This is a genomic window from Bacteroides ihuae (genome assembly GCF_900104585.1).
GTDB classification, from domain to species: Bacteria; Bacteroidota; Bacteroidia; order Bacteroidales; family Bacteroidaceae; genus Bacteroides; species Bacteroides ihuae.
Genome location: NZ_FNVX01000006.1, coordinates 25398 through 51633, shown reverse-complemented (window position 1 = coordinate 51633; position 26236 = coordinate 25398). Strand labels below are relative to the sequence as shown.

The following is a 26236-nucleotide window of genomic DNA, read 5'->3' as shown; positions in this document are numbered from 1 at the left end:
TATAAATAATATAGTATACGATACCATGAAAAAGAAAAGACATGTACTCCTTTTATTATTGCTGGTCCTTTTGCTTCCTGCACAAATGATGCAAGCGAAGAAAAAGCTAACGAAGGAACCGGATGACCGGACGTATTGGTGTAACTTGATGTATAAAATGGCAGCGCCAGTGTTGAGCAATATGAGCGAAGGCAAGTTGCAGCAAAACATGCAGGTTGAGGTGAGCCCCACATGGGACGGACGAGATAAACGGGTAACATACATGGAGTGTTTTGGGCGATTGATGGCTGGACTTGCTCCCTGGCTTGCTCTGCCGGATGATGATACAGTTGAAGGAGTACAACGTAAGCAACTCCGCGAATGGGCATTGAAGAGTTATGCTCAATCGGTAGATCCCAGTAGTCCGGATTACTTGCTATGGCGCAAGGAAGGTCAACCTCTGGTGGATGCGGCGTATATCGCAAATAGTTTCCTTCGTGCTTATGATGCGCTTTGGTTACCATTGGATAGTGTGACAAAACAACGATATATTACTGAATTTAAACTGTTGCGTAGAATCGATCCACCTTATACAAATTGGCTACTTTTTTCGGCTACTATTGAATCTTTCTTGATGAAAGCGGATGCCGGAGCAGACAATTATCGAATTAATTCTGCTTTACGTAAAGTGGAAGAATGGTATGTGGGCGATGGTTGGTATTCTGACGGACCAGATTTTGCTTTCGATTATTATAATAGTTATGTGCTTCACCCCATGTATGTGGAGTGTTTGGAAGTAGTGACTGATAAGAAACAAAACTGGATTGCCCCTCGTAAACGGTATGACACGGCAGTGAAGCGTATGCAACGTTTCGGGATGATTTTGGAGCGATTTATTTCTCCTGAGGGAACTTTCCCAGTCTTTGGCCGCTCAATAACATACCGTACCGGTGTGCTTCAACCTTTAGCTTTGTTGGCTTTGAGACAGGAATTGCCTGAATCTCTTCCTAACGGGCAGGTGCGCGCTGCGATGACGGCAGTGATGAAGCGAATGTTTGCTTCTGGTGCGAACTTTAATGAGAAGGGTTTCTTGAGATTAGGCTTTACGGCTTCACAACCGAACATTGCCGATTGGTACTCCAACAATGGAAGCATGTATTTGGCTTCATTGGCTTTCTTGCCTTTGGGACTGCCTGCCAATCATCCTTTTTGGACGGATGCGCCACAATCGTGGACTTCCAAGAAAGCATGGGAAGGAGAAGACTTCCCGAAGGATCACGCTTATTACGAAAAACAATAATAGTATAAAATATGAAGAATCTTACGAAACATTTGTTGTTAGGAATGGCTTTGTTTGCTTCCGGTAGTAAGCTGTCGGCTCAAACACCCGATTGGGAAAATCCTTTGATTTTTGCTGTAAATAAAGAGGCTCCCCGTGCTTCGGCCTTGCCTTATAATAATGAAGAATTGGCCATTAATGACAATTATGAACAGTCACCTTACTATTTGTCGCTTAACGGAACGTGGAAGTTTCGTTGGGTAAAAATTCCGGCTGAGCGGCCTGTTGATTTCTACAAGGAAGAGTATAACACCAGTGATTGGGATGATATAAAAGTCCCCGGCAATTGGGAACTTCAAGGTTACGGCATTCCTATTTATACTAATGTGGCTTATCCTCATCCAAAGAATCCTCCATACATCCCTCATTCAGACAATCCTGTGGGAAGTTATAAACGTTCGTTCGATTTACCCCAAACATGGGACGGACGCAGGGTGTATTTGCACTTCGAAGCAGGAACATCGGCCATGTATATTTGGGTAAATGGGACTAAAGTAGGTTATAGCCAAGTGACGAAGAGTCCTGCTGAGTTTGATATTACATCGTATGTGAAGCCCGGAAAAAATAACGTAGCTGTTGAGGTTTATCGTTGGAGTGACGGCTCTTATTTGGAAGATCAGGATTTCTGGCGTTTATCGGGTATTGACAGAAGTGTGTATCTTTATAGCACAGCACAAACTCGCATACAAGATTTCTTCGCTACGCCCGATTTGGATCGTTCGTATAAGAATGGTTTGCTGAATGTAGCTGTGACTTTGAAGAATTTTCAGGCAGCTGCTTCCATACAAACTGTTGAACTTGCTTTACTCGATAAAGCTGGTAAGAGTATATTTCGTGTTTCGAAGAAAGTCGATGTTTCAGCAAATGGAACGGAGCTGGTCAATTTCTCAGAAAAGGTATCGTCTCCTAAACTTTGGAGCAACGAAACACCCGATTTATATACTTTGCTACTTACATTGAAAGATAAAGAGGGCCGCTTGGTTGAAGTTACTTCTTGCAAAACGGGTTTCAGAAAAGTAGAAATTAAAGATGGGCAATTGATGCTTAACGGAAAAGCATTGCTTGTACATGGAGTAAACCTACACGAACATAATCAATATACGGGTCATTATGTGGATAAGGCAACCATGCTTGAAGATATTCGCATGATGAAACGCTTTAATATTAATGCGGTGCGTATGAGTCACTATCCACAAAGTACGCTTTGGTATAAACTGTGCGATGAATATGGTTTGTTGCTTTGCAACGAGGCAAACTTGGAAACTCACGGCATGGGGGCTGAGTTGCAAGGTGGGTTCGATAAGAGTAAACATCCTGCTTATTTAGAAGAATGGGCTCCTGCTCATAGAGATCGGATTGTTCGTCTGCTAGAGCGTGATAAGAATCATCCGTCTATTATCCTTTGGAGTATGGGCAATGAGTGTGGCAACGGCCCCGTGTTTCATGAGATGTATAAGTGGCTGAAGCAACGTGATCCGTCTCGTCCGGTTCAGTTTGAACAAGCAGGAGAGAGCGAGAATACAGACATTGTCTGTCCGATGTATCCCGGAATGAATTATATGAAGGAGTATGCAGCTCGCAAGGATGTAAAACGTCCGTTTATCATGTGCGAATACGCACATGCGATGGGCAATAGCACCGGAAACTTTCAGGAGTATTTTGATATAATCGCTACCAGCAAGCATCTGCAAGGTGGTTTCATTTGGGATTGGGTAGATCAAGGCTTGGCTACCAAAGATGAGAATGGGCGTTTCTATTGGGGATATGGGGGTGATTTCGGTTCGGCACAGTATCCGAATGAAGAGAACTTTTGTACCAATGGTTTAGTCTTTCCTGATCGTACACCGCATCCGGGACTATATGAAGTGAAGAAGGTCTATCAAAATATTCTGTTCAAAGCCAAAGATATAAACAGAGGAGAGATTGCTGTAGAGAACAGATTTCTCTATACCGATTTGAAGAACTATAGCTTTAAATGGGAATTACTCAAAAATGGTGTTGTGATAGATAAAGGAACATTCGCTCTTGCTCAGCCTGCCGGTACTACTCGTGAGGTGAAATTGGCACTTCCTGCTATTCAACCGGAAGAGGGAACAGAATATTTCCTGAATGTTTTTGCTTATACCAAGTATCCTACTGAGATGGTACCCGCTGCATACGAGGTAGCTCGTGAACAGTTTGCTTTTGCTACAAACAACTATTTTGTGGCTCCACTAAAAGCGAATAGCAAAGTGGAAATGAAGGACGAAAATAACAACTTGACCTTTGTGTGTGGAGATGTGTCTTTGAACTTCAATAAGAGGAATGGCGAACTCTCATCATATCGCTACAAAGGTCAATGGCTACTGGGCGGTGCTCCTCAACCACAATTCTGGCGTGCCCCGATTGATAATGATTTTGGTAACCGGATGCAAATATTGTGCAATGTATGGCGCACGGCCGGGATGAACAAGCGCCTTAAGTCGATGGATGTGAAGCAGGGAGATGATCAGGTAATCATTACATCTGTTTATTTATTGAACGATGTTGCTTCAGAATACACGATGAAATATACCGTTTATGCGGATGGGCGTCTGCAAGTAAATGGTAGCTGGGAGGCCGGAAGTAATTCGCTTCCTGAGATTCCACGTTTTGGAATGCAAATGAGGTTGGGACAAGAATTTAGCAACTTTACCTGGTATGGCCGTGGGCCATGGGAAAACTATTCCGACAGAAAAACTTCTAGCTTCATTGGTCAATACACCAGTACCGTGGCGGAACAATATGTGGCTTATATACGTCCCCAGGAAAATGGAAATAAAACAGATGTTCGTTGGCTGACGCTGACTAACAAAGAGGGGAAAGGCATCCGTATTGACGGACTTCAGCCGCTTAGTGTTAGTGCGCTGAATAATCTGCTCGAAGATTTTGATGCCGGATTGACAAAGAGTCAAAGACATATCAATGATATTAATCCCCGTAAAGAAGTGATTTTGCATGTTGACTTGCTTCAACGAGGTGTGGGAGGCGACAATAGTTGGGGAGCTTATCCTCACGAAGAGTATTTGCTCAAAGCAAAGAGCTATTCGTATGGTTATATCATCAGTCCGGTAGATAAATAATAAGATTTTCTCATGACTAATAAAATAAGTGCTAAAAAAGCAGGGCTTGCCCTTTTCATTCTTCTATGTGTGTGGACGCATTGCGCTGCACAGACATTAGTGGAAGTAGGGAAGGGGTATAGCCGTACTTCTGTCAACACAACGGTGTTTCGCAATAACTCGTTGGTTACGCATAAGGGGATTCAATACATTGCCTACTATGACGGAGATTGCTATATGGTAGTGGGCAAACGCAAATTGGGTTCCAAAGAGTGGGAGCTAAAGCGTTCGCAATACAAGGGTAATTGTGCGGATGCTCATAATATCATTAGCCTGATGGTGGATGGCGATGGATATCTTCATCTTTCGTTCGATCATCATGGCCAACCTCTCAATTATTGCAAAAGTATAGCACCCGGTTCGCTCGAACTAGGAGATAAATTAGCGATGACAGGTGTAGATGAAGGGAATGTTACCTATCCTGAATTTTATCGACTGGCCGATGGTGATTTGATCTTTGTTTACCGATCGGGATCTTCCGGTCGTGGCAATTTGGTGATGAACCGCTATCTGCTGACTGAAAAACGATGGGAGCGAGTGCAAGATGTGCTCATTGATGGCGAGGGCGAACGCAATGCTTATTGGCAACTTTATGTGGATGAGGCTGGGACGATACATCTTTCGTGGGTGTGGCGTGAAACATGGATGGTGGAGACCAATCACGATCTTTGTTATGCTCGCTCACGGGATGGAGGGAAAACGTGGGAAAAATCCGACGGAGAGAAGTATGCCCTACCCATTACTGCGGCCAATGCAGAGTATGCTTGCCACATTCCGCAAAAGAGCGAACTGATTAACCAAACGAGTATGTGCGCCGATAAGAACGGGCACCCTTACATCGCTACTTATTGGCGAGATCAGAACAGTCAGGTGCCTCAATATCGCCTCGTTTGGTTTGATGGAAAGGCTTGGCAGCAACAGCAAGTCTCGCATCGCACTACTCCTTTCAGTCTGAGCGGCGGAGGAACCAAACGAATACCGATTGCCCGTCCCCGTTTGGTAATCAAGCAAGAAAAGAAACGGAATAAAATATTTTATGTCTTTCGCGACATAGAGCGTGGTGATAAGGTCTCTATGGCTTCTTCTGAGGGACTGGAAACGAACAAATGGACGTTTACAGATCTCACCGACTTTCCGGTAGATGCTTGGGAACCTAGTTATGACACTGAACTATGGAAAAGTAAGCAGCGATTGCACCTCTTTGTGCAGCGCACAAGTCAAGGAGATGGAGAGAAAACGACAGAGATGGAACCTGAAACAGTTTACGTCTTAGAATGCAAACTATAATAAATAAAATGAGATGAAAAATTACTATCTGACTACCTTGTTATTGTGGGTTGTCACATTGGCTGCGTGTGCACAGAAGCCTTTTTCTTCCCAAGAAACGCTTGATATTATTCATAAAGTGAATAGTTATTGGCAATCGAATAATCCGAAACCCGGGGTATCATTTTGGCACAATGCAGCCTATCATACCGGAAATATGGAAGCTTATTTCCTTACAGGTAAGCCGGAGTATCTTCAGTATTCTGAGGCATGGGCCGTTCACAATAAATGGAAAGGTGCTAAATCGAGCAATAAGAGTAAATGGAAATATAGTTATGGTGAGACCAATGAGTATGTCTTGTTCGGCGACTATCAAGTTTGCTTTCAAACTTACATTGATCTCTACAACATTTCGCCCGATCCTCAGAAGGTTGCTCGCGCCATTGAGGTGATGGAATATCAAATGAGCACTCCCAAAAAGGATTATTGGTGGTGGGCCGATGGGTTATACATGGTGATGCCGGTGATGACGAAGCTCTATAAGTTGACTAATAACCCTCTTTATCTCGAAAAGTTGCACCAATATCTGAGTTACTCGGATAGCATCATGTACGATGAGGAGGCTGGTTTATACTATCGAGATGCTAAATATATCTACCCGAAGCACAAAACGCCAAGTGGTAAAAAAGATTTTTGGGCACGTGGAGATGGATGGGTATTTGCCGGATTGGCAAAGGTATTGAAGGATTTGCCTGAAACAGACCAATATCGTCAAGAGTATGTATCTCGTTTTCAGACGATGGCAAAGGCGATAGCTACCTGCCAGCAACCAGAAGGATACTGGACACGTAGCATGCTCGATCCTCACTTCGCTCCCGGTCCTGAGACGAGTGGCACGGCATTTTTTGCTTATGGCTTTCTGCGGGGAATGAACAACGGTTTGCTTGATAAGGCTACTTACCAGCCTGTAGCACTCAAAGCATGGAGTTATCTCAAGGATGTAGCGTTGCAAGAGGATGGAAAAGTAGGCTATGTGCAACCTATTGGCGAGAAAGCCATTCCCGGACAAGTGGTTAATGCTAACTCAACGGCCGATTTCGGAGTGGGTGCTTTTCTTTTGGCGGCTTGCGAAATGGCCCGTTTTTATTAAAAAACTGTTAAATAAATATTCTTGATTAAACACTTGCACTTTTCGTTAGTCATAGATTCAGTTGCAACCAAAAGAACAGAATTAGTAATCAACATTTTGAAAACGAAAAGAGTATGAAGAGAATAGCATTTTTAATGGTCGCTCTATTGATGGTAGGCGGCTTGGCAATGGCTCAAGGCCGTCGCATGGGAGGAATGAAAATGGATCCGAAGGAACGTGCTGAAAAGATGACGGAACGGATGGCTAAAGAGTATTCCTTGAATGAAGCGCAGAAAAAGGAACTGTTGGATGTTAACTTAGCTTTGAACGAAAAAATGGCTAAGAAGGCTGAAGACAAGAAAGTTGAAAAAGAAGAGATGCACAAAGAAATGAAAGCGAATCGTGACGCTTACGAAGCTCAGTTAAAGAAGATTATGACTGAAGAACAATATGCTTCTTATACAAAGAATCAGGCAGAGCGTATGAAAAAGATGAAAGATGGGAAAGGCCCTAGGCGAGGTGGTGCACCAGATGCCGAGTAATAAAAGATATTCATAGGTTAGTTTTTTTTAGAGTAAACTACGTTTTTAGTACAACTTGCGTGTTTTGTAGTTAATGCATTGCGTGTCTGCTTAGCAGAACGCAATTGCATTAACTACTTTTTTTGTGTGTGCATGGAAGCTTTATTAAACGTGCACGTTTGTCGCGGCCATCGTGCACGAACTATATGGTAAACGTGTACGATTAAAATCGGGCCCTTTTCTTGCGTATTTCTTACTCTTTTTGTTCCTTTGTCAGACGTTTATTTATGAAAACTCAACATGAAAAAGCTTGTTTATTTCCAACTCCTACTAATTGTTATTGTAGGCATGGCCTGTTCAGGAAAGAAAGATAATCAGAATGAAGAGAGGCAAGTGTTGTTGAAAGACAGCACGGATGCTCGTGGATTGCAACGCATGCAAATATCCAAGAGTGAGAAAGATATTAAGTACAAGGGTAAAGACTATCATATTTCTCTTTTGCGTACGCCTAGTGATTCACTTCCCCATGTGGCCAGTGAGCAGGGAGATGTGTATCTGGACAATCAGATTCTGCTGAAGCTGACTCGTGGAGGCGAACATATCTTCAGCAAAACCTTTACAAAGAAAAATTTCTCTTCTTTTGTCGATGACACATTCTTTGCCAAATCGATTCTGGAAGGTATGGTATACGATAAAACAACGCCGGAAGGAATTGTTTTATCAGCCAGTATCTCTTATCCTCAAACCGATTTGTATGTTCCTGTCTCAATCACGATCACGGCCGATGGCAAAATGTCCATGAAGAAGGAGGAGTTGATGGAAGATGCGTACGCTGAAGACAGCATCTAACTTTGCACTACATCTGAGTATAGTCCTTGGCCAATCCGCCTTCGCTGGTTTCTTTGTAGAGCGAAGGAAGGTCGTGCCCTGTTTGTTTCATCACTTGCACCACCTTGTCGAACGATACCCGGTGAATGCCGTCGGTGAATGAGGCATATATATTGGCGTCGAGCGCACGAGCTGCGGCATACGCATTTCTCTCAATACAGGGGATTTGCACCAAGCCGCATACAGGGTCGCACGTCATGCCAAGGTGATGCTCTAAGCCCATTTCAGCTGCATATTCTGTCTGGGCGGGACTGCCTCCAAATAGTTGATTGGCTGCTGCTGAGGCCATAGCACAAGCCACACCAACTTCTCCCTGACAACCCACTTCGGCGCCTGAGATGGAAGCGTTGAACTTTACAATATTGCCAAACAAGCCTGCTGTGGCTAGTGCGCGAAGAATGCGAGTGTCGCTAAATTCACGACTTTTGTGTAAATGATAAAGCACTGCGGGCATTACTCCACACGCTCCACACGTGGGAGCGGTCACAATCTTTCCTCCCGATGCATTTTCTTCACTCACCGCCAAAGCGTAAGCAAAGACTAATCCACGAGAACGAAGAGATTCCTTGTAACCCGTAGCACGAATGTAGTAAGTCGAAGCTTTTCTTCTCAAATTAAGTGGACCAGGTAGCACACCTTCCTCTTCTAACCCACGATGAATGGCTTCTTTCATCGTGCTCCAAACAACTTCCAGATAATCCCAAATATCTTCCTCTTCGCACTCCTTCACATACTCCCAATAACTCTTCCCGCTATGCTCGCACCAACTCAGAATTTCGGTCATGCTGTTCATCTCATATACCTCTCTACTTTCGATGGTCGATTTCTCATTGTTTTCAGCCAAAGCTCCGCCACCGACGCTGTACACCGTCCAGTTTTCAAGCAGCTTCTTGTTTGCATCGAAGGCGGCAAACGTCATCGCATTAGGATGAAAAGGAAGGAATACTTTTGGTTGCCACACAATTTCCACAGGAGCAATCGGTAGCAACGTGTCGTTGATAGCAACATCCGTCATGTGCCCTTTCCCGGTAGCGGCAAGGCTTCCATAGAGCGTTACTTTGAATGATGCGGCATCTTTGTGCCGTTCCAGAAATATTTCGGCCGCTTTTCGAGGTCCCATTGTGTGGCTACTCGAAGGGCCTGTGCCGATGCGATATAGTTCTTTTATTGATTTCATCGTTTTTTCCAGTTACTTAGTTCCATTTCTTTTTTCTTAAATACCAGTACACTAGTCCCCCAATAATGAGCATAACTACCCATGCCATCAGATATCCATATTGCCATCTGAGCTCAGGCATTATGTCGAAGTTCATTCCCCAGACACCTACCAGAAAGGTAAGCGGGATGAATATTGTAGAGACAACCGTGAGGCGTTTCATGATGTCGTTCATCCGCAGATCATTGTTCGATATGTATAGATCGACCAATGATGAAAGCGTTTCCCGACAGATATCGATTGTTTGCAACACAAATTGCAAATGATCGTTTACATCATTGAAGAAAGGACGATTCACCTTGTGCATCATCTCGTTCTCCGAACGTAGTAACTTAACATACTGTTCTTTTAGCGGCAACACCGATTTTTTAATATGCATATATTGTCTTCGCAAAGTTTGTATCCGTGCGCCAATGTCGTGTTTATTATTGATAGTAAGTAAATGCTCTTCTAAATCTTCTAATGAATCATCTATGTTTGAAACAATAGAAATATAATTACCCATCACACTGTTGAGTAAAACACTCAATAAGTAATCACTCTGCTTATCGCATATTTTTAAGATGTTGTTGGTGATGGCATTCGTCACATCGTCGAAAAAAGTTGTTTCATTTTCGAGAAAGCTGAGTACGAAATTGTTGCCGTGTATGAGGCAGAGTTGTTGTTGGTTCAACTCCTCCTGCTCTTCGTTTAAAATAAAGAGTTTGAGAATGAGCACCGTATAGTTATCGTGCTCTTCTATTTTAGTTGGATGGTTTGCATTGAGAATATCTTGCAGAACAAGAAAATCTATTTGGAAGTGATTGCATATTTCACGGATCGTCTCCGTATCCTTCATGCCGTGCACTTGTAGCCAATTTATGCGGTTGGCATTCAGTTTAGCAGCGATACTGGCAAACGTCTTGCCGGTTGCCTCTTGCACCTCTTTGCCGCTGTAGCTGCACAAGTGTAGATGGGTGGGTGTTTGGCTTTCACCCGTATATGTTAGCTTCTCGCTTAGCAGATTATTCCTCATATATCCTTGGTTCTTTAATGAACTGCTACAAAAGTAATCGTTTTGCTCATGAGAACAAGCAATTGGAGGCTTCTTTGTGCTTACGCTAAATCGACGACGGTAATTCCCGATCCACCAAACTGCACATGTTCGTCGTTGAAAGATTTAATTCCAGATACAGTCTCGAGGTATTGGCGAATCAGCTTGCGTAATATTCCCGTGCCCGTGCCGTGCAAGATACGTACCCTGCCCATGCCTACGAGTATGGCGTCGTCGATGAAATAAGTGATTGCCTGCAACGCCTCTTCACCCCTCATGCCCCGCACATCGATATCTTGTCTAAAATTCAGTTTCTTTTCGTACATCTGGTCTTGCGTCTGACTGCTGACGAACGTACTTTTTGCAATCTCTTGCTTTTGCGGTGTTCCGCTTGTCGGATCTAGTCGGTCGAGCTTCATGGTCGTTTTTATGCTGCCAAAAGCGACGGTGGCATTCTTACCTTTCACTTCCAATACCTCGCCCACAGTCGTTTGCCCCTTCATCTTCACATAACTGCCCTCTTTGATCGTTATCACTTTGGGTTTGATGGGCGCTTCCGCTTTTTTCTCTCCTGCTTTTGTCGGAGTGGAAGAAGCCTTTCGTTCCTGTCTGCGGCGAAGCTTCTCCATCTGTTGCGCCACTCGGTCCTCTTGCTCTTTTACTCCCCGTTTCTCCACCGACTCCTTGAAATCAGTGAGTTCCTGCCTTACTTGGCGAGTTTTCTCCTTATCAGCTTGCGCCTCTTTGATGGTGCGGATGGTGTTTTCTATCTTCGCATTCGACTCTTGCAACAAATGTTGCGCCTCGTCCTTGGCCTGACGGATAATCTCTTTGCGAGACTTGTGTAATTCTTCCACTTCAGCCTCGTAGCGTGCGATAGTCTCCTCCATCAACTTCTCCCGCTGACGGATGGTCTGTCGTTTGCCCTCCCAATAACGCTTGTCGCGCACGATATCTTGCAGATACTTATCCGCACTGATATATTCGCTGCCCACAATCTCCGACGCATCAGCTATTACATCTTCCGGTAAACCAATCTTGCGAGCAATCTCCACCGCAAACGAGCTGCCCGGATTGCCTATCTGCAACTGAAATAACGCCTGCATCACATGCCTGTCATACAGCATCGCCCCGTTCACCACTCCCTCGTGATCTTCGGCAAAATGTTTCAGATTCTGGTAGTGCGTGGTGATAACGCCAAACGTTTGCTTCTCGTTGAAACGCTTCAACACCGCCTCCGCAATGGCGCCACCTATCTGCGGCTCCGTGCCTCCGCCAAACTCATCGATCAAGATGAGGCTACGCTCGTCGCATCCCTTCATCATCATCTTCATGTTGGTTAAGTGAGACGAATAGGTGCTCAAATCATCTTCAATAGATTGCTCATCGCCTATGTCGATAAAGATACTTCCGAAAATGCCTGCGTGACTGCGCTCATGCATGGGGATGAGCATGCCGCACTGCAACATATATTGCAGTAAGCCCACCGTCTTGAGGCATACTGACTTGCCGCCCGCATTGGGGCCCGATATAATCAATATTCGTTGCTTCGTGTTTAGTTCGATATCCAGCGGAACCACCTTCTTGCCATGTTTGGCAAGCGACAGTTGCAAGAGCGGATGCACCGCCATTGTCCAATCCAGCAGTTGCTCATTCTCCAGCGCAGGCTTCAGCCCATTCGTCTGTATGGCAAAGTAACTTTTTGCACGGATGAAATCAATCTCCGCCAAGAACTCGTACGACTGCAAAATATCGTCTATCGAAGGACGTAGCGTATTCGAGAACTCCGTCAAGATGCGAATGATCTCCCGTCGTTCTTCCCCCTCCAGCTCACGCACCCGATTATTTGCTTCCACCACCTCGGCCGGTTCAATAAACACCGTCTTTCCGCTGGCCGACTCATCATGCACAATACCTTTGATCTTCCGTTTCAAGCCCGGAGCCACCGGAATCACCAGTCGCCCGTCTCGCATGGTCGGCGTCACATCCTTGTCCACATAACCCTCCGACTGTGCGCTCCGTAAAATCCCGTTCAGCGAACGAGAAATGCCACTTATCGTACTGGCTAACTCCCTGCGGAGGCGAGCCAATTCCGTAGAAGCATTATCTTTTATCTTACCATACTTATTCAGTATGCCATCAATCTTCGTAATCAGTTGTGGAAACACAGCAATATCCCCCGCCAGTTTCCTTAGATTAGGATAAGGCGAATCCGACTCCTCATCCTCCTCTTTGCGTTGCAGAAATCGCACAATATCCCTGATCGTTTCCAGTGAGCGGCGCAAGTCGAATAACTCCTGCTCATCCATATATAACCCCTCTATGCGCACCCTCTTTAGCGACGGCCGCACATCAAAGAAGAACTGATCCGGAAAACTCTCCTCCTCCTGAATGATCCGCACAAATTCCGTAAGCTGGTTCAGTCTTTCTTCCACCACCTCAAAACGATCCGAAAAATCCATGTCCGCCACCCTCTCTTCTCCAAGCGGGCTGAGACATTTCTCTTGCAGTAACTGTCTGATTTGGTCGAAACCTATTTTTTGCTCAAAATTCTGGGGATATATCATCTGGGTTGCTCTGTTTATCTATATACTTCATTTTCAGGAATTTACTATCTATATTGAGCAGATATACCTGTTGTTTGCTATCACTTTGCACTGCAAAAATACAATTTTTTAGTGAAAAAATACGAGTAATGCTTGCATATTTAAAAATCATTCGTACCTTTGCAGCGCTTTCAACGGAAAGCATCATAAAAACAGTATTGGAGAGATGGCAGAGTGGTCGATTGCGGCGGTCTTGAAAACCGTTGAACTGCGAGGTTCCTGGGGTTCGAATCCCTATCTCTCCGCTGAAAGGTCTGGACAAAAACAGATGATAAAACCTACAAGTTAATTACTTGTAGGTTTTTTTGTATCTATAAAGTTCATTCGTTGCCATTCTATTCTTGGATACTTGTTGCTGCTATAGCTAGAAAACCAAAATCCTGTTTACTTTATTTTAAGTCATAAATTGATTAGATTAGAGCATTAAATTTTGCGATATAGTATTTACATCTCACCTATAAGAGCCTGAAATCTTTGCTTAACTTCACATTTATCCGAGACATTGTTTATCATAACTTCTTTAGCCAAATGAAACAATTCCAATGCCATTGGTTGCAGCCTAATTCCATCCCATCTTACAGTCTCATTTGATATGGAATTGATAATGTTAGGACTTATTCGTTTTATATCAATGTTATGAAAGTTAAACTGAATGCCAAAGCAACGAATATACATGCATCGTTCTTTGTTCTTATGGTTCTAATAATCTGTTTTATAGCTGCTTCATCTACAGCATTTCTCATCTTTATTCTTTGTGATTAATGGCAAACCAAGCTCAGCGAGGAACTTATTGTGTCGCTCCGAAGCATTTGTTATTTTATCTTCTAAATCAATCAATTTTTTATTGACTTCCAGCAAATCAATTTTCACATCTTCTTTGGCGATGCTTACGTAGCGTGAAATATTGAGATTATAGCCGTTTCTTTCGATTTCGTCCATCGAAACAGCACGTGAGTATCTATCTTTTGATTCGCGGCTTTTATATGTGTCTATAATTGACTTTATATCTTTTTCTCTTAACTTGTTTTGTCGTTTGCCTTTTTCGAAATGTTCGCTTGCATTGATAAACAACACATCCTCAGATTTTCTGCATTTCTTGAGAACCAAGATACATACCGGAATACCCGTCGAAAAGAAAAGGTTTGCAGGTAGTCCAATTGCAGCATCAATATTGCTATCTTTAAGCAATTTTGTGCGGATGCGCTCTTCAGCTCCTCCTCTGAAAAGCACACCGTGAGGCAGGATGATTGCCATTGTACCATCTTGTTTTAAAAAATGGAAACCGTGAAGCAAGAAAGCAAAGTCTGCTGCCGATTTCGGAGCAAGCCCATAGTTGCTAAAGCGGAAATCTTTACCCATCTCTTCCGTAGGTTCCCATCGGTAGCTGAACGGTGGGTTTGCAACAATTGCATCAAACTCTATTTTTTTTGCAGGGTTCATTTCATTGAGCATCGTCCAGTCATTGAGAAGCGAATCGCCGTGATGAATCTCGAATTCCGAATCCTTCATGCCGTGCAGAATCATATTCATGCGGGCTAAGTTGTATGTGGTAATGTTTTTCTCCTGCCCGTATATTTTGCCAATATTTCCACCGTTCCTTTTCATTTTGTGGCGCACGTTGAGCAGCAGTGAACCCGAACCGCAGGCAAAATCGAGTACCCTCTCGAGTTTCTTTTTCATGCCCAGTTGCGGATCTTGGCAATCTAATGCAACAATGCCCGACAAGATGCTTGATAACTCTTGCGGAGTGTAGAACTCACCGGCTTTTTGACCGGAACCTGCTGCAAACTCACCAATTAAGTATTCGTACGCATCGCCCAAAATATCCGTATCGGTAGAGAACTGCGCAATTCCTTCGGTAATTTTTGTGATCACTTTGCAAAGCAAGGCGTTGCGTTCTTCGTAATTCTTTCCTAGTTTCTCAGAGTGCAGGTTTATTTCAGAAAAAAGCCCTTGAAAAGCATTTTCGAAAGATTCGTTTTCAATGTATTTGAATCCTTCATATAGAGTTTCAAGCAAATACGAACTTTGAGTTCGGGCATGTTCCACAATGCTATCCCACAAATGTTGCGGTTCAATTACATAATGTACCTTTCGGCGCATTTGTTTCTCAAATTGAGAAATATCTTCGTTGTTCTCTTCGTACCACAATTGTAGTGGAGTGGAAACACCATATACCTTTAATTCCTCAAGCCTTTTATCGGGATAATCATCTCCAAGCTCTTTTTTTGCAGCTTCTATGTAGTTGTCAGATAGATAACGCAGGAATAGGAATGATAACATATAATCACGAAAGTCATCTGCCATCATTGAACCTCTAAGGTTATCTGCAATATCCCAAAGGGTTTTACCTAATTTATTTTTTTCTTGTTGTGTCATTGTTATGATATTGAGAATGGGAATTTAGTCATTAATTTATTTAATGTCTCAATTAGTAATCTTTTATCATCTGGATTTAATATCTCTAATTTGTTAGTGTATATCTTTTCGTGTGAAAGTGCGTTGATTATATCCGTTCTGGTATTTGCATCTTCAAAATCCAGTTCTTCCAGCACATATCCAAATCTTCCTTCACCTAAGAAGGAGGCTATACTTTCTAATACCTGCCGTAGCAAGGCCAAATGATAAGTGTTTATATTGTTATTTAATATTGCTTCGTCTAAGATTCGCAATAGCAATAAATGATATTGGTGTAAGCCTTTATTTTTGCCAACAAGTTTATATCTACCATCTTTGATTTCCAATAGCCGTATCAAGTATCGAGGTTCTTCTATTGCTTCCTTTATCACATCCTTTCCTCTTCTGGTTTCTTTGATGTTCTTTGTTTTAAATTTAGAGGCGTTTTCTCCTTTTTTAAGCCAATCTTGCAATATAGAAAAAATGCCCATGTGGTGGGTTGTTATGATTATTTTTCTTTTATCACAATGCTTTTCCATAAATTTCAGCAGAAGATGCGCTGTGATGAATATGTTGTGATCGTCTAAGCTTGAAACAGGATCATCAATGAAGAAATGTTGATCTTGAACATCTGCCCAGCCTTCAACTTCAAATAAAGCTAAAAAGAAACACCAAATGAAGATGCGCTCTTCTCCTCTAGATATTTTTATAGGTGTTTCTTTTTCTGTATCTTCTATAAGGAAAAATGTAATGTTTTTAAAGCCTAACTCTGGATCTTCTGCACTTTCATTTGTGAATTTGAAATCATATTTTGGCTTGTATGATTGTAGTTTTTCACGAACAGCGTCCTCTGTCAGCAAAGAGTGATATTTGTTGAGACTGCTTCTTTGAATCATTAAAGTGACATCTTTGTTATCATTCTTCTCATCGTTGTCCCAAACAAAAAGATCCTCACTGAATGCATTATAATATACACCAGCGTGCTTATTCCCATTTGCCTTTTTGGTTATATCTTTATAGGCAACAGATAGACGGGTTTTTCCTGTTGCGTTGAAAGCATAAATGAGAACTATCGTCTCTTTGGCATTTTTTATTTCTTGAGCTATATCTTTCATCATATTATTTGTTTATGGTTGGAAATAATTGTTGCATTAAGCCTTTTTTGTGAGTTTTTAGCTGATCAAGTTTGTCTGTTTCGGCTGATATGAGTTCGTCCACAGATGAAAGGGAATCTGCTATTTTCTGCTGTTCTAAGACATTTTTAGTTATTCTCGTCTTCCAACTTTCAATAGCTTCTTTGGTTATATGTAGAAGGCCTAAACCTTTTGCTTGCTGTTTTTTTATCCGTTCAGTTTCATAGCTTAGTAAAGTAAATAGAAAATCTTTACTAATGCCTTTATGTTCTATTACTTTCCAAATGTGATAGTGAAAAATTACTTTTTCCTCATTCCACATTCTTGGACCAAATGATGCAGACCATGCGTAGAGAAGATCTCCTTTGATACAATATTTGTTGTCTTCTAGCTCTAAATTTGAATAATACCAATTGTTATTGGAGAAGAAATTGCCTACTCTAAGAACTCTATATTTTCCTGATTCCAATAATTCATTTTGCTTGTATGCTCTACCATTTATAAATGTTGAGATATTACCTAGTAAAATTTCTTCCCATTCTCCTGCATTCTGAAATTCAGGGAAGCGTAGGGTGGGAGTGGTTTTGCCTTCGGCGGGGAATAGCTGTTGCATTAGTCCCTTTTTGTACTCTTTCAGTGTCTCTATCTTATCTGTTACGGCACTTATTAAATCATCTAGGCTACCTAAACAATCAGCTATTTTTTGTTGCTCTTTATTTCCTATTTGCTTATTGATCTCTTTTGGAATAGAAACAGCTATTTTCTTAATAACTTCAACTGAAAGACCTGGTTGGGCTTGGCCAGTAGCATATTGATTAAGATTAGATTTAGTTAATTGATAGTATAGCCAACGAGGAACGATTCCTTCTTTACATGTTACGACCACAGCATGTTCTGTTGCATGAAATGTATCATCTACAAAAGTAACATTTCCGCATAAAGCCCCTTGTCTGCCAATTAATAAATAAACTCCTGAGTGCGTAAATGAATATGTATATCCTCGTAGGCCGTTTCCTCCGTAACAAGGATACATTTCATTTTCTCTTTTCTCGTAAATATTAGAAGCAGGTACAAACTTACCTGCTTGCATCTCACAGGTATTTTCAAGTATTGTTTGTTCCCACCCCTCAGCATCCCGAAACTCAGGAAACCGTAAAGGAGGAGCAACTGTTTTTATATCATTGTTTTTTATCTTCATATTAATCTTCATAAGCTGAAAGTCCCGAAATTTCTTGTTCGCCGGCAAAACGTTTTAATAGTGGAATCAGATCTTCCATCAATGCCAGTTCGGCTTTGCTGCGAGCTTTCCATCCCAGCTCCAGCGGAGCTAACAAATCATTTAATCTTTCACCGTCAAAAATCATGCGGCTCATTATTTGTTCTACAAACGCACGCAATGAATCGGCAGTAATGCCGTGCTTGTTGGCAATAGCAACTAATTTCTTATCGTATTTCTCGGCTTTAAATGCCTGGTAGCCATCTTTTATTTCCTGCTCCGTTTTGCCATTCACCACATCAAGATTATTGATGTACTCCCGAATATCATCCTGTTCATCAAGCAGGTTGGAACTCGATGCCACAAGGTTAATTAACTGCTCTTTGGTCATTCGTTGCTTGCTGCCGCCGCTATTGGTATAGCGGGCTATCAATGCCATTATATAATCGTAGTCGATAATGGCCGAAGCGAACAGCACAAACTCAAAATCAAGTTCATCGACCACCGGGCTTACCTCAGCACCTTTGCTTTTTTCTTGCAATTTGCGCAGCTCTTGGGCAGTTTCCAGATAGGCTCCACGGAATGATCGCATTGTTTCTTCGGGCAGCAGTTCTTCAATTAGTGCTTTGTCCTGCTCACCTATATCAGTGTATTGCTCCAGTTGCATCTTGTATCGCTGTACTTCTTTGAAGCAATTGATGAAGCCCGCACGGGCATCGTCACCCTGCAAGTTGTACACTTCTTCTGCCTGGCATTCCAGTCCCTGCGAATGCATGTATTCGTTTAGCTTTAGAACGGCTTCTTGGAATTTTTCTATCACTTTCGGGGCAGGATCTACCAACCATATTTGTCTGGGGTTATCAATATTTTCACCGGAGAATATGGCAATGGCTTCATTAACGGCATCTTCCTGACCTCGGAAGTCTAAGATATTGCCATACGGTTTGGTATCGTTCAAAATACGGTTCGTACGCGAAAAGGCTTGTATCAAACCGTGATATTTCAGGTTTTTATCTACATACAGCGTATTGAGATACTTTGAGTCAAAGCCCGTAAGCAACATATCAACCACAATGGTTATATCTATTTTATTCTTGTGCGCATAGTCTTTATTGCTATATTTCTGGTCTTTGATACGCTTCTGTACATCCTGATAGTAGGTATCAAAATCTGCTATGGAGTGGTTGGTACCGTACTGTTCGTTATAGTCATCTATAATTATTTTCAGTGCCCTTTTCTTTTCTTCGGGGTCTTTGCTATTATCAATTTGTTCTTGTGGCAAATCTTCCTGCATCTGCTGAACATCCTTGTTGCCCTGAGCAGGTGGCGAAAATACACAAGCTATGTGAAGCGGTTCAAAATCTTCATTTTGCTTCTGTAACTTTTTCTGCGTTCTGCCAAACAGTTCGTAATACTCAATAGCGTCATTGATGGAGGCGGTGGCAAACACAGCGTTGAATCTACGTGAATGGGTTGCCGCATCGTGTTTCGACAAGATAGCATCTACTATCGCCTGTTTTTTCAACGTACCATCTGCTATACGAACATCCGTTTCTTTGGGCTTGAAGTAATCAACGTGAAAACGCAACACGTTTTTATCTTCAATAGCGTGAGTGATGGTATAGGAGTGCAGCCTGCTGGGGAATAGGTCTTCCGTTATTTTGTAGGAAGCTTCTTCACCATCTATTTTGGTGTACGTGGCATTTTCATCAAATATAGGCGTGCCGGTGAAGCCAAAAAGTTGCGAGTTGGGAAAAAACTCTTTGATAGCTTTGTGGTTATCTCCGAATTGAGAGCGGTGGCACTCATCGAAAATGAACACAATCTTCTTATTCTTCAAATGAATTAAGTGATCAATGTATTTGTTTTCTCTCTCATTCTCTTTCTTTGGTGATGTGTCAAGCGCAATGCCCAGCTTTTGAATGGTAGTAACAATGACCTTGTCGGCATAGTCGTCTGACAGCATACGCCTTACCAGTGTGTCCGTATTGGTGTTTTCTTCTACACAGTTCTCTTGAAACCTGTTAAACTCTTCACGTGTTTGCCTATCCAAGTCCTTGCGGTCAACCACAAACAAACATTTGTCAATATCAGGGTTATCTTTCAAAAGAGTAGCAGCTTTGAATGAAGTGAGCGTTTTACCGCTACCCGTGGTGTGCCACACATAGCCGTTGCCCCTGTTTTGATGAATACAGTCAATGATTGCTTTTACCGCATATATCTGATATGGTCGCATGATGAGCAGCTTTTGCTCGCTGGCAACCAGAACCATGTAGCGGCTGATCATCTCACCGAGTATGCACTTAGAGAGAAATGCCGAAGAAAAAGCATCAAGACCACGTATTCTTCTGTTTGATTCTGTTGCGTATTGATAGACAGGCAAAAATTGCTCTTCGGCACTGAAATTGAAATGATGGTTGTTGTTGTTTGTAAAGTAGTGAGTGTTTCCCTGATTGCTTACAATAAATAGCTGCATGAAGCATAGCAATGTGTTTGTATATCCATTACCTGCGTCATTCTTATAATCAACAATCTGTTGCATGGCACGACGAGGACTCACATCCGAAGCCTTTAACTCGACCTGCACCACAGGAATACCATTGATCAATATAATCACATCATACCGATGGTAGCTGTTGTTGGTGTTTATGCGCAACTGATTAATTACCTCATAGTCATTTTTACACCAATCTTTGATATTAGCCAGTGTGTACTGCAACGGTGTATCATCTTCGCGCATAAAAGTGTTAACACCTCGTAGCTTCTTAGAAGCTGCGAATACATCAGCACTAATAATTTCATCAAGCAAACGCCTAAACTCAGTATCTGATAAACGGACTCTGTTTAGCGACTCGAACTTTGCCCTAAAGTTTTGCTCCAGTGCATTTCTATCACGAATATCTTCACGGTATGTGTATTTAAGTTCTGTTAGCTTTTGAATAAAGCTATCTTCAATCTGTTTTTCTCTGTTCATGCCTATGTTTTGAGCTAATACAATACAATGCTTTACTAGAAAGACGCAATACATCAATTGTCTACAAACCTACATAAAAATCCTGAGTTATAAGCGTGCTCAACAAAAATAAAGACCATCCCGCTCGTTTATTTATCAAGTATTTCCGAAAATAGAGTATCTTGCAAATATAACCATAAAAGAGCTAATTATGAATAACGTATGTGGCCTTGATGTGTATAAAGAAAGATCGTGCTTTTATATATATATATATGCTTAGATCGGGTTGTTAATAGTCTATTTCTTTAAAATATCGTCTAAATTCCACGCTGAGATATGTTCAATACCCTCGTTTGTGGGGATTTTATAGTCGTCCATACTCACTACATATTTATCGAAATTATCATCTATGAGCTTTAATGGATGATACTCTCTTTCGACTGCCTGCTCTTCTGTCAATTGAAGCGTAACTTGTAAGTATAGTTTCTTATCACCCTTTATAGCGACGAAATCAACCTCTGCATCTTTGATTGATCCCACATAAACCTGATAACCTGCACGCCTCAAACTCAAATAGACAGCGTTTTCCAAGAGATAACCAAGGTCATAGCCATACCCCGAATAAAGATAGTTGCGATAGCTCAAATCATTCAAGTAGAATTTGCAGTTGCCTGAAATGGTATCCTTGCCCTTGATGTTATATCTCTCTGCTGACAACGTTGAAAATCTACAGGTTTTTTATTTTTTTGCTTATTAAGAAAAAAAATATTATTGTTTATTTTTCAGTTTACTTATCTCATTCCAGTAAAAGAAAGCTTCAATATTTGACTTTCTGAGTTTGTTGAGTTTGGTGTTTAGAGGTGCTTTAATAACAGCATCACGCAACGGCTCGATCTTTTGAGGATCGAAATGTTCTGCGGTTGTAATTTCATTAGTAATCAACGCAGAAAGATATGCTGCTTTAGATGCGTTGACTATGGCACTGTCAATGTTGTATTTCTCGCTATGAATAAAGCTTTGTATTCTTTTTGTTCCTGTTTGAAGGAGTTTGAAAGTGTCGGGTGTTACCTGACCTTTCAAGCATATGCAAAGTGAGGTTTGAAATATATCATCAAGTACTTGAGTAATATTTTCAGGATCAAGATTTCTGTATTGCAACTCAACGGTGGCAAACTTTTGGAATGTTTTGGCAACTACAGTTAAATCGTTGATTACGTCAAACAAAGAGGCAATATCAAAAAGCTGCTTTATGATTTCCATTGAACAATCTTTATCTCCTTTGAAATAAGGAATACCCGTAGTGTTTGGGGCAAAAGCAGTAAGTTTATCGCCCAACATATCGGCTTTGCCCGGAACATTTACCAGTATCGGTTCACCTTCCAGTTTCAAGAAACGACTTTGGATAGGTAGTTGCTCAATGTCATGATAATGAATATCCTCGAACAATACATCAAGAAGAATACATTCTGTTTCGGCATTGGTAATGTAAGTTACCTGATAGAAGAATTTAGCATGCGTTTTCGGGATATTATATGCTGTAACTCGCTCTACTAATCTCACATCACCAAAGCCGTATTTCTGAGCATGTTTCTGTATAAATTCTTCAATGTTAGTGCCGGGAGGGCAAATGATATCAATGTCAATGGAAAGTCGCTTTGCGCTATCCATGTGAAGCATTAATGCCGTACCGCCTTTGAATACAAAAGGACAACCTGATAACACTAAGGATTCGAGTAGCGAAAAAGCCCTTATTGATTTCTCAATTAGTGCAATATCTGAAAACTTGTTTTCAGCAGCTACGTGCGTCATCCATTCTATTGTTCGACTATCGGGGTGAATCATAATTTATTGGCGTTTATTAGTTGCTCGACTTCTTCCTTCCGTCCCCGACGGACGGCGTAGCGTAGGAGCTTGTTTTTATTTACGTTGTGCCTTTCAAAAATTGTTGTATAAACATAGTTTATCTCCGAACCCTGTAAAAACGAAAATTCCACATCCCCCACAATATCCACCAGCACCTTTTCTATTGTCGGGGTGTTTATACCCTCCACCAATTGTAATGGCGATTCAGATATTAAAGGGCGAATGATAATTGCTTCGTTGGTACTTATATATCGTTCAAAGTCGGTGGGCGAAGGCAGCAGAAAAACCCGTTTATTGCTATCGGCGTTTAAAAGATTAAAAATCGATTCAGTTACCTCACGTTCCACATCAACAAACAAAAGATTCAGATTGGGGATGTGGTGCATGTAAGGCATAAGCGTAGAGGCCGACCATAAGCAATAGTCAACAAAGGGAAACAGAGCTTTTATTTGTTGATTTATCCGTCTCATCTCTTCGGAGCATACTACCGAAAAATCCTTTCTTGCATCATCGGGTAATTTATAAACACCTCTTTCAATACGAAGTAATTGACCCGATTTTATTAGGCGGTTCAGTTGCTCAGAAAGAGTTCCGGATGAACCAACTTGATCTTCACTCTTTAAATTGGCAATTAATTCTTTGCGGGTAAACACCTTATGTGCAAATGCAAAATTTAATATGTCGTTCGTTGTTACCATATAACATAATATGAGGCCAAATATATCACATTTTTGGCAATAAACAACCTGTATTGCCAAAAATGTGATAAAAGTGTTTAGGGAAATTTATAGGGTTGAATATTAAGGCTTTTGTATTTATCATGTGCAAAAAGATCTTTGGAAGGGAGGGTTCACCGACCTATCTTTCCGCGATAAAACTGAAAATCAGTAAATTGAAAAATGCCATCCAATTTTGCGTCTAAATGTAATATTGGATATTTTTTTGCTCCAACTCACAGCCGACTTTCTCTTTTACCAACGAATTTTATAGTATTATTTTGTTAGTGCTACGATCTTTATAACTCTCGTCCATTTATTACCATAACCTTCAGAATCTGGATTATAACAATTATCGTAGGCCCCGTGATTGGCAGAGCCATATTTGAATATATTGTTGCAGCACCAGAAACTGCGATGCTTTTTATTTGCTGCTTCTTTTAGTAGATGGAATATTTGCAAAGATAAGGGCTAAAATAAAAATGAAGAAAAAGCCCCTGAAGATTATCAGCCAGATATTAACACTCAAGCCAATTCGGATACTATTTGCGATTTTAAAGAATTTCAATAATTACAATTATGGGATGAAGAGTTGGATTAAATCTATGCTGAACAACATAATGTTGGTAGTCTTCTATGCTTTTTATTTTGTAAAAAGCTATTTTTTATTTATTTATTATTGACGAGAATGTATTTTTAATACCTTCGCAGGAAAATGACACCTATATGGAAGTAAGCGCACAAGATATTATAGATTCAGTAGACTTAACAAAATCAGAAGCATTGCTTCCAATTTATGAATCTATAGTAAATTCAATAATCAGTCTTTGCAAAACAAATAGAGAAAACAAAAGAATAGATGTTTTTATTGAACGACAACGAAGAGAGAATAAAGCTTTAAATTTATTCGACAAAGAACCTGACCCAATTTTGAATGTAACTATTGTTGATAATGGGCAAGGTTTTACTGAAGAAAATTTCACATCATTTAAAGCTCCTTTTAGTAAAATAAATAAGAAATATGGCTGCAAAGGCGTAGGTCGATTTACAATCCTTGCCATGTTCAAGCGAATAGAAGTCATCAGTATTTATGAAGAAAATGACTTTTGGTATAGACGACGCTTCTCTTTTGATGCTGAAAAAGAAATTTATGCTGACGTTAAAGATGTACTTAAAGATCAACAGGATGCCCAAACAAAGGTGAAATTAATTGAGTGTTGGAATGAAGAACTATTATCAGCTACAACTAAGAATGCTGAAGAGATAGCTAAGGGAATAAAGGAGCATTGCTTTATTTATTATTTAAGCAATACCTTGCCACAAATAAATATTATTGAAAACACCAACGATAGCTTAAGTGAATCGCTATCAGTTGAGAACTATTTTAAAATTGAAGCTAAAGATAAGGAAAAATCTATTAAAGTTAGGGATGAGGATTTTCTGCTATATATCCTAAAGTCAAATAAGGAAACAAATCGGAAAAATAATTATGTAAACTTCTGTGCAAATTCAAGAACTGTAGGAAGTAAAAAAGACTTGTCAAAAGTTGATTCTTTATATAATTATCCAATATCAGAGAATGGAGAATCCAAATTTTTAGATATATATGTGGTTTCTTCTTATTTGGACGCTCATGTAAATAATTCAAGGACAGGATTCAAAATTCCAGATAGCAATGATGAGACTAATTTATTTCGAGAAGATAATACGCTTATTAGCATTGAAGAAATATTAAAGAGGATAGCTGAAGAGGTTGCTGTGATTTACGAATCTTATGCGAAAGAAACGAAAAAACGAAGTATTGAAGATGTAAAAAAATATATTAAAACGTCAGCTCCTCAATATACCAGCTTTATATATAGACAGGATATTTTAGAATTAATTCCACCCAATGTCTCAGATGAGAAGAAAGAAGAGCATCTTCATAAGATAGCATATAATGAGGATAAGAAAATAGAAGAGAGGATAGATAAGTTTGTTCAACAGAAGGAAGTAAACGAAGAACAGATAGTGCAAATTGTCCAATCTATCAAAGGTCGAACAGCTTATAACTCCGATCGTTTAGCTGAATATCTTTTTAGGCGAAAAGCAATTATAAATCTTTTCGAAAAGATGCTAGATGCTAAGGAAAATGGTAAATATGAATTAGAAAGTATGATTCATAATTTGATTTTTCCTATGGGGTTAACTAACAGGCAATTGACCTATCAATATCATAATCTTTGGTTATTGGATGAAAGATTTGCAACTTTTAAATTTATTGCATCTGATAAATCAATTACTTCTTTTAGTCAAATTAAAAGCTCTTTGGAGCCCGATTTACTTCTTATAAACGATGAAAAAAACCTGATAAATAATACTATATCGTATGGTAGTCGGGATGCCGGAGAAGTGGAGTCTATGGTCATTTTTGAATTTAAGAGGCCTGGAGATACTGCTCATCAAAAGAGAAAAAACGACTTTAGATGGGAATTTTCGGATTTAGTAGAAGGATATTTTGATCAATTTCTCTATGGTGAAGAAAAAGATAAAAAGAACTACCGCAAAAATATAGTTAAGATTACAACGGATACTCCTAAATTTGGCTATGTTATAATGGATGAAATGCCAGATAAGCTGATAGATTTCAATGAACATAAAGGTTGGCGTAGAACTCCCTTTGGGTCATATTACAAAATTAATGGAGATTTAAATCTACATATCGAAGCAATAACTTTTCAGAATCTTTTGACAAACGCAAAGGAAAGGCATAACTCTTTCTTTGATCATCTTTTTGCCTAATAATAGATTAGATTGCATGTTCGTTCAGTAGTAATATCTATTAGTTTATTGTAGAAACTA

At 40.7% G+C, this 26236-nt stretch carries 16 protein-coding genes, 1 tRNA gene and 1 pseudogene; 8 read left to right on the top strand and 10 right to left on the bottom strand.

What is annotated here, in order from left to right; genetic code table 11:
- The first annotated feature begins 25 nt into the window (after window positions 1–25).
- The 6 genes from BQ5338_RS11130 (at window position 26) to BQ5338_RS11105 (ending at window position 8223) form a co-directional block, all read left to right on the top strand.
- Window positions 26–1279: a DUF2264 domain-containing protein gene (locus BQ5338_RS11130; RefSeq protein ID WP_071147825.1), complete on the top strand. Its 1254-nt coding sequence runs from the start codon at window positions 26–28 to the stop codon at window positions 1277–1279.
- Between the two features lie 11 nt (window positions 1280–1290).
- Entirely contained in the window at window positions 1291–4419 is a 3129-nt protein-coding gene (locus BQ5338_RS11125) for a beta-galactosidase, LacZ type (RefSeq protein ID WP_071146939.1), read from the top strand.
- Window positions 4420–4431: 12 nt separating this feature from the next.
- Window positions 4432–5745, top strand: a complete 1314-nt coding sequence (locus BQ5338_RS11120) for an alpha-l-rhamnosidase (RefSeq protein WP_071146938.1) — start codon at window positions 4432–4434, stop codon at window positions 5743–5745.
- 13 nt (window positions 5746–5758) lie between these two features.
- On the top strand, window positions 5759–6874 hold the full coding sequence (locus BQ5338_RS11115) for a glycoside hydrolase family 88/105 protein (protein ID WP_071146937.1): 1116 nt from the start codon (window positions 5759–5761) through the stop codon (window positions 6872–6874).
- A gap of 113 nt (window positions 6875–6987) precedes the next feature.
- Window positions 6988–7395, top strand: a complete 408-nt coding sequence (locus tag BQ5338_RS11110) for a DUF4890 domain-containing protein (RefSeq protein WP_071146936.1) — start codon at window positions 6988–6990, stop codon at window positions 7393–7395.
- A gap of 279 nt (window positions 7396–7674) precedes the next feature.
- Complete coding sequence (locus tag BQ5338_RS11105; RefSeq protein WP_071146935.1) at window positions 7675–8223, top strand: DUF4738 domain-containing protein; 549 nt, start codon at window positions 7675–7677, stop codon at window positions 8221–8223.
- A 7-nt stretch (window positions 8224–8230) separates the two neighbouring features.
- Here BQ5338_RS11105 and BQ5338_RS11100 read toward each other — a convergent pair whose 3' ends face one another.
- The 3 genes from BQ5338_RS11100 to BQ5338_RS11090 all read right to left on the bottom strand — a co-directional run bounded on the left by BQ5338_RS11100 (window position 8231) and on the right by BQ5338_RS11090 (window position 13078).
- The gene (locus tag BQ5338_RS11100) at window positions 8231–9439 is read right to left on the bottom strand and encodes an L-serine ammonia-lyase (RefSeq protein ID WP_071146934.1); all 1209 of its coding nucleotides are present in this window, start codon (window positions 9437–9439) and stop codon (window positions 8231–8233) included.
- A 16-nt stretch (window positions 9440–9455) separates the two neighbouring features.
- Window positions 9456–10493: a magnesium/cobalt transporter CorA gene (gene corA / locus BQ5338_RS11095; protein ID WP_071146933.1), complete on the bottom strand. Its 1038-nt coding sequence runs from the start codon at window positions 10491–10493 to the stop codon at window positions 9456–9458.
- 80 nt (window positions 10494–10573) lie between these two features.
- Window positions 10574–13078 carry an endonuclease MutS2 gene (locus tag BQ5338_RS11090; RefSeq protein WP_071146932.1) on the bottom strand — a complete coding sequence of 835 codons (2505 nt, stop codon included), beginning with the start codon at window positions 13076–13078 and terminating at the stop codon, window positions 10574–10576.
- 199 nt (window positions 13079–13277) lie between these two features.
- Between BQ5338_RS11090 and BQ5338_RS11080 the strand changes: the two genes are divergently transcribed.
- Window positions 13278–13362, top strand: a tRNA-Ser gene (locus tag BQ5338_RS11080).
- 478 nt (window positions 13363–13840) lie between these two features.
- On the opposite strand, the gene BQ5338_RS11070 is transcribed toward BQ5338_RS11080, so the two are convergent.
- The 7 genes and pseudogenes from BQ5338_RS11070 to BQ5338_RS11040 all read right to left on the bottom strand — a co-directional run bounded on the left by BQ5338_RS11070 (window position 13841) and on the right by BQ5338_RS11040 (window position 23377).
- Entirely contained in the window at window positions 13841–15496 is a 1656-nt protein-coding gene (locus BQ5338_RS11070) for a type I restriction-modification system subunit M (protein ID WP_071146929.1), read from the bottom strand.
- Window positions 15497–15498: 2 nt separating this feature from the next.
- A complete protein-coding gene (locus tag BQ5338_RS11065; protein ID WP_071146928.1) occupies window positions 15499–16632 on the bottom strand; it encodes an AAA family ATPase in 1134 nt (377 codons plus the stop codon).
- Window position 16633: 1 nt separating this feature from the next.
- Entirely contained in the window at window positions 16634–17845 is a 1212-nt protein-coding gene (locus BQ5338_RS11060; RefSeq protein WP_071147824.1) for a restriction endonuclease subunit S, read from the bottom strand.
- 1 nt (window position 17846) lies between these two features.
- Window positions 17847–20837, bottom strand: coding sequence for a type I restriction endonuclease subunit R (locus BQ5338_RS11055; RefSeq protein WP_071146927.1), 2991 nt, complete (start codon window positions 20835–20837; stop codon window positions 17847–17849).
- A gap of 276 nt (window positions 20838–21113) precedes the next feature.
- A pseudogene (locus BQ5338_RS11050) lies at window positions 21114–21527 on the bottom strand (ATP-binding protein); the annotation flags it as partial.
- 57 nt (window positions 21528–21584) lie between these two features.
- Window positions 21585–22658, bottom strand: a complete 1074-nt coding sequence (locus BQ5338_RS11045; protein ID WP_071146925.1) for a nucleotidyl transferase AbiEii/AbiGii toxin family protein — start codon at window positions 22656–22658, stop codon at window positions 21585–21587.
- The gene (locus BQ5338_RS11040) at window positions 22655–23377 is read right to left on the bottom strand and encodes a DUF6577 family protein (RefSeq protein ID WP_071146924.1); all 723 of its coding nucleotides are present in this window, start codon (window positions 23375–23377) and stop codon (window positions 22655–22657) included. The genes BQ5338_RS11045 and BQ5338_RS11040 overlap by 4 nt, the downstream gene beginning before the upstream one ends.
- A gap of 744 nt (window positions 23378–24121) precedes the next feature.
- On the opposite strand from BQ5338_RS11040, the gene BQ5338_RS11030 reads away from it, so the two are divergent.
- On the top strand, window positions 24122–26176 hold the full coding sequence (locus BQ5338_RS11030) for a hypothetical protein (protein ID WP_071146922.1): 2055 nt from the start codon (window positions 24122–24124) through the stop codon (window positions 26174–26176).
- Window positions 26177–26236 lie beyond the last annotated feature (60 nt).

Excerpts from the sequence above, each read along its gene's own strand:
- BQ5338_RS11130 (WP_071147825.1), top strand. The coding sequence starts at position 26 with ATGAAAAAGAAAAGACATGTACTCCTTTTATTATTGCTGGTCCTTTTG.
- BQ5338_RS11125 (WP_071146939.1), top strand. The coding sequence starts at position 1,291 with ATGAAGAATCTTACGAAACATTTGTTGTTAGGAATGGCTTTGTTTGCT.
- BQ5338_RS11120 (WP_071146938.1), top strand. The coding sequence starts at position 4,432 with ATGACTAATAAAATAAGTGCTAAAAAAGCAGGGCTTGCCCTTTTCATT.
- BQ5338_RS11115 (WP_071146937.1), top strand. The coding sequence starts at position 5,759 with ATGAAAAATTACTATCTGACTACCTTGTTATTGTGGGTTGTCACATTG.
- BQ5338_RS11110 (WP_071146936.1), top strand. The coding sequence starts at position 6,988 with ATGAAGAGAATAGCATTTTTAATGGTCGCTCTATTGATGGTAGGCGGC.
- BQ5338_RS11105 (WP_071146935.1), top strand. The coding sequence starts at position 7,675 with ATGAAAAAGCTTGTTTATTTCCAACTCCTACTAATTGTTATTGTAGGC.
- BQ5338_RS11100 (WP_071146934.1), bottom strand. The coding sequence starts at position 9,439 with ATGAAATCAATAAAAGAACTATATCGCATCGGCACAGGCCCTTCGAGT.
- corA (WP_071146933.1), bottom strand. The coding sequence starts at position 10,493 with ATGAGGAATAATCTGCTAAGCGAGAAGCTAACATATACGGGTGAAAGC.
- BQ5338_RS11090 (WP_071146932.1), bottom strand. The coding sequence starts at position 13,078 with ATGATATATCCCCAGAATTTTGAGCAAAAAATAGGTTTCGACCAAATC.
- BQ5338_RS11070 (WP_071146929.1), bottom strand. The coding sequence starts at position 15,496 with ATGACACAACAAGAAAAAAATAAATTAGGTAAAACCCTTTGGGATATT.
- BQ5338_RS11065 (WP_071146928.1), bottom strand. The coding sequence starts at position 16,632 with ATGATGAAAGATATAGCTCAAGAAATAAAAAATGCCAAAGAGACGATA.
- BQ5338_RS11060 (WP_071147824.1), bottom strand. The coding sequence starts at position 17,845 with ATGAAGATAAAAAACAATGATATAAAAACAGTTGCTCCTCCTTTACGG.
- BQ5338_RS11055 (WP_071146927.1), bottom strand. The coding sequence starts at position 20,837 with ATGAACAGAGAAAAACAGATTGAAGATAGCTTTATTCAAAAGCTAACA.
- BQ5338_RS11045 (WP_071146925.1), bottom strand. The coding sequence starts at position 22,658 with ATGATTCACCCCGATAGTCGAACAATAGAATGGATGACGCACGTAGCT.
- BQ5338_RS11040 (WP_071146924.1), bottom strand. The coding sequence starts at position 23,377 with ATGGTAACAACGAACGACATATTAAATTTTGCATTTGCACATAAGGTG.
- BQ5338_RS11030 (WP_071146922.1), top strand. The coding sequence starts at position 24,122 with ATGGAAGTAAGCGCACAAGATATTATAGATTCAGTAGACTTAACAAAA.